This is a genomic window from Roseateles sp. (assembly GCF_052436255.1).
Classification (GTDB): domain Bacteria; phylum Pseudomonadota; class Gammaproteobacteria; order Burkholderiales; family Burkholderiaceae_C; genus Pelomonas.
In genome coordinates, this window is the sequence record NZ_JBQVNP010000252.1 from 1 (window position 1) to 4,379 (window position 4,379).

Genomic DNA, 4,379 nt, shown 5'->3' on the forward strand with positions numbered 1-4,379 from the left:
AACGTGGGCTGCATTCCCAAGAAGCTCTACAGCTACGCGGCCGGCTATGCCGAATCCTTCGAGGAGGCTGCGGGCTACGGCTGGAAGCTGCCCGAGGCGCCGCAGTTCGACTGGGCACACCTCAAGTCGCAGCGCGCGAAGGAGATCACGCGGCTCAACGGCATCTATGCCTCGCTGCTGAAGAACTCGGGCGTCACGCTCATCACCGGATGGGCCCAGCTGGCCGACGCCCACACGGTGGAAATCGACGGCAGGCGCCACACCGCGCGCCACCTGCTGGTGGCCACCGGCGGCACGCCCTTCGTGCCCGACATCCAGGGCCGCGAGCACATCGTGACCTCCGACGCGATGTTCGACCTCGACCCGTTCCCCAAGCGCCTGCTGGTGGTGGGCGGCGGCTACATCGCCTGCGAGTTCGCATCGATCTTCAACGGGCTGGGTGCCAAGGTGACGCAACTGCACCGCCGCGCGCACCTGCTCACGGGCTTCGACGACGACGTGCGCCAGTTCCTCGCCAACGAGATGGGCAAGGCCGGCGTCGACCTGCGGATGAACTGCGAGGCCAGCTCAATCACGCGCGGGCCGCACGGGCTTACCGTCACGCTCGCGCGCGGCCAGCAGATCGAGGCCGACACGGTGCTCTTCGCCACCGGCCGCGTGCCCAACACGCAAGGGCTGGGTCTGGAAGCGGTGGGCGTGAAGCTCGACGAGCACGGCGCGATCGCGGTCGATGCGCACTACCGCAGCTCGGTGCCGTCGATCTACGCGGTGGGCGATGTCTCGACGCGCGTGCAGCTCACGCCGGTGGCGCTGGCCGAGGCGATGGTGGTGGTCGACGAGCTTTTCGGCAAAGGCAAACGCAGGCTCGACTACGAGTTCATTCCCACCGCCGTGTTCACGCACCCGAACATCGGCACCTGCGGCTACACCGAGCTGGATGCGCGCGCGAAGTTCGGCGAGGTCACGGTGTTCTCGAGCGAATTCAAATCGCTGCGCCACACGTTATCGGGCAGCAGCGAACGCACCTTCATGAAGCTGGTGGTCGAGAAGGCCACCGACCGCGTCGTGGGCCTGCACATGGTGGGTGCCGACGCGGGAGAAGTCGTTCAGGGCTTCGCGGTGGCGATGCGCGCAGGTGCGACGAAAGCGATCTTCGACAGCACGGTGGGTATCCACCCGACTGCCGCCGAAGAGTTCGTGACGATGCGCGAGCCGATGCCGGGCTAGGCCTGCCGGCGAAAGTTCAACGCGACTTGCGCTTGTAGAAGACCTGCGACTTCAGGTTCTGCGCAATCGGCTCGACTTCGGCCTGCCAGCCGTTCATGAAATCTGCAGTGCAGACGCCCTCAGGAGTCTTGTCGAACAGCTCGCGCACAACACGCACGCCGGTCTTCGTTCGCTTGTAGCTGCTCGCGAACTCGAGATACCGGCCGCGCTTCGTCAGCGACTCCGGCAGTTGGACGAAGCTCACGCCCGGTGCCAGTTCGATGTCGTAGCTTTCTCCGGTCTTGAATCCGGTGCAGTAGTGGCGGCGCGTGACCGAAGCCTGATCCCCCTTGATTGCAAAGCGAGAAACAGACAGCGGCAGGTTGGCAACGGGGGTCAGCCGGAAGGCCCCGGAGGTCCCGGCTTGCAGATAGTTGTCGATCTCGAAGGTGAAACCGAACGAATACTCATCCGTCAGGACTTTGGCGTCGGACAGGTCGCCGCGGTCGAGTTCGCCCTTGCCCTTGAAGCCGGAGGCCAACAGCGTGCGCCGAACGAAGTCGCGCACCGCGGTCGCCTTGAGATCGCCCATGTAGGCGCGCCACTGCGCAGCTTGTGTTCCCTTGAAGCTGACCTGGATATCACCTGTCGCGCTGCCGTCGGCACCGACGCGCAGTCTGGTTCGCACATGCTGCTGCTTCCGGTCGGCGGGCAAGGGCGGAATTGTCGCCAGTACCGTGGCCGCGCCCACATGGAGGACGGGCTTGCCATGCGAGCCACTTGGCAGGTAGCCAAAGGGAATGTCCTTGGCCGTGGCGTCCAGGTAGATTTTCCAATCGGGCAGGTAGTTGATGACATGGTTGACCATCGACACGACAGGTGTAGCCGGCAGATCGAGCTGGTTGCCCGCGTTGATCAGCACCTGTTCGCCCCGGATGCCGGCTGCACGCCACAGCGCCTGCAGCAAGGTCGCGTGATCCTTGCAGTCACCCATCTTGTTGTCGAGCACCGTATCGGTGTCTCGCGGCACGACCGCGCCCACACCGATGCAATTGCCGCCGTAGGTGATGTTGCGGGACACCCATTCGTAAAGCAGGCGGGCGCGCACGAGGGGATCCGACTGGTCGCCCACGATGGACTTCGCCAGCGCAGTCACCCGCTCATTGGGCTCGGCCTTGGGCAATGCGCGGTCACCGTAGGCCTTGGCAATCGACTCGTAGGTCGGGAAGGTGCTCACCATCAGCACGGGAAATTCCTCGAGGCGCCAGATTCCTGCGTCGGTCTCGTCGTACGTCCGCGGCGAAGGATTGCGATAGCTCCACGTGCGCACCTGGAGACCTCCGTCTTCGCTTGCAGCTTCCTCTTTCAGGTTGTGGCCCTCGAACTTCAGATCGAGTGCCTTGGAGAAACGGACCGTGATCCGGGCATCTTCATAGATGCTGTACGGCGAGAAGGCTTGAACGACCGAGAAAGCGCCGGGAAAGATCGGCTCCTTGTCGGCGATCCGGTATTTCACGCCGACCGTGTCGCCCGCAGCCACGTCCGGAAACACCACCGAGAGACGCGTGTAGTCGGAGAAGAGTGGCTTCGCCCCGTCACGCCCGTTGTTGACCTCAGTCTGGTAGTTGGTCGGAGGCGCCACGATGCGCCGCCCATCGGCCTTCAACGTATAGGCCTCCAGGATCTCGCCCTTCTGGATGCTCGTGCTGTACGAGAAAGTCGAGGACTTCATGTCCTCCAGCGCACTCGCATGAACGATCTGGGTCGCCGACGTGTAGGTCGTTGTTGATCGACCGTCGGGCGCTACCTCGTAGTCCGCATACCACTGCTTTGAAATAACGTGGGCCTGCTGAGGCTCGGCGGCCTGCGCCACCGTGGCGCCTGCCAAAGCGGCAAGCAGACAAAACGCTCCCCATGGCCGCTTGATGGCCTGATGCATCCGTTCGAACATGAACTCCTCCAGAGCTTCTCTTGTGGGAACGGGCGATATATCCCGCTCTTGGCGCCCTCGAGGGCGCGTTTCAAAATGATACGAGAAGTCGCGCGCCGGCCAAAGGCTAGGAGTGGGTTCCTTGTTGCCGCTTGCCCTCAAGCAGCTTCACCAGCACGAACAACACCCTGTTGGCAGGCGTGGGCACACCCAGCGCCTCGCCGCGCCGCACGACCAGTCCGTTGAGATGGTCGATCTCGCTGAGCTTGCCTCGTGCCAGATCCTGCGCGGTCGACGAGTACTGCGACGGCATGCTCTGTGCGATGCCACGCACGGCGGCGTCGGTGTCGCCGGGCACTTCGACGCCCTCGGCCTTCGCGACCGCGAGGCATTCGGCCACCACGTCGCGGATCACGTCGGTCACGCCGATGCCTTTTGCGAGCACCCCATAGGGCAGCTGCGTGACGGCCGAGAGCGCGTTGTAGGCGCAGTTGAGGATCAGCTTGGCCCACAGCGATCCGCGCACGTTGGCGGAAATCTGCGTGGGCACGCCAGCGGCCACGAGGTGCTGCGCGACCTGTTCGCTGGTGCGCGACGGCGCTATCACCAGTTCGCCGCGTCCGTGGTGCTTCACGTGGCCCGGCCCCGCCATCTCTGTCGCCACGTAAACGACGGCCGCGGCGACCTCGTTCGACGGCGGCAGCACCGAGCGCACGCGCTCGTCGTTGTCCACGCCGTTCTGCAGCGTGAGCACCAGCGCGCCGGGGGCGAGATGCGGCTTGATCTGTCCAGCCGCCGATTCGCTGTCGGTGGATTTCACGCAGAACAGCACGAGGTCCGCGCCCTGCACAGCGCTGGCTTCGGTGCTCGCGGTCACCTTCACGAATTCGTCGAAGGCCTTGGTCTCCAGTCGAATGCCTTTGGCGGTGTCGGCCTCCACATGCGAAGGCCGTCCGAGCAGCTCGTCCTCGTGCCCGGCGCGCGCCAGCATCGCCCCGTAGTAGCAGCCGACCGCGCCGGCGCCCATCACTGCGACTTTCATCGATTCGTTTCCTTGGTTGTCCGTTCGTATGGCGAGCGTAGCCAGTACCGGCGCTTCATGCCTCGGTCTCCACACCGCGCGACTTCAGCCCCTCGTCCAGCAGCCAATCGCGGAACGCCGCGAAGGCCGGCAGGTCGAGCCTGTCGGGCCGGTAGCAGAGGTAGTGTCCCTGGTTCACGCTCACCGGCGTGCCGCAGGGGC

3 protein-coding genes are annotated in these 4,379 nt (G+C 64.7%); 1 reads left to right on the top strand and 2 read right to left on the bottom strand.

Annotated elements, in window-relative coordinates; all coding sequences use genetic code 11:
- Positions 1 to 1,227 (top strand): glutathione-disulfide reductase (gene gorA / locus ACT6S0_RS26915; protein ID WP_444766797.1); only part of this gene is annotated, 1,227 nt, incomplete at its 5' end.
- A gap of 16 nt (positions 1,228 to 1,243) precedes the next feature.
- Here gorA and ACT6S0_RS26920 read toward each other — a convergent pair.
- Both ACT6S0_RS26920 and ACT6S0_RS26925 read right to left on the bottom strand, forming a co-directional pair.
- Positions 1,244 to 3,157, bottom strand: a complete 1,914-nt coding sequence (locus tag ACT6S0_RS26920) for a DUF3857 domain-containing transglutaminase family protein (protein WP_444766798.1) — start codon at positions 3,155 to 3,157, stop codon at positions 1,244 to 1,246.
- 106 nt (positions 3,158 to 3,263) lie between these two features.
- Positions 3,264 to 4,178, bottom strand: coding sequence for a ketopantoate reductase family protein (locus tag ACT6S0_RS26925; protein WP_444766799.1), 915 nt, complete (start codon positions 4,176 to 4,178; stop codon positions 3,264 to 3,266).
- Between the last annotated feature and the right edge of the window lie 201 nt (positions 4,179 to 4,379).

Coding starts and splice junctions, on each gene's coding strand:
- ACT6S0_RS26920 (WP_444766798.1), bottom strand. CDS start 3,157: ATGTTCGAACGGATGCATCAGGCCATCAAGCGGCCATGGGGAGCGTTT.
- ACT6S0_RS26925 (WP_444766799.1), bottom strand. CDS start 4,178: ATGAAAGTCGCAGTGATGGGCGCCGGCGCGGTCGGCTGCTACTACGGG.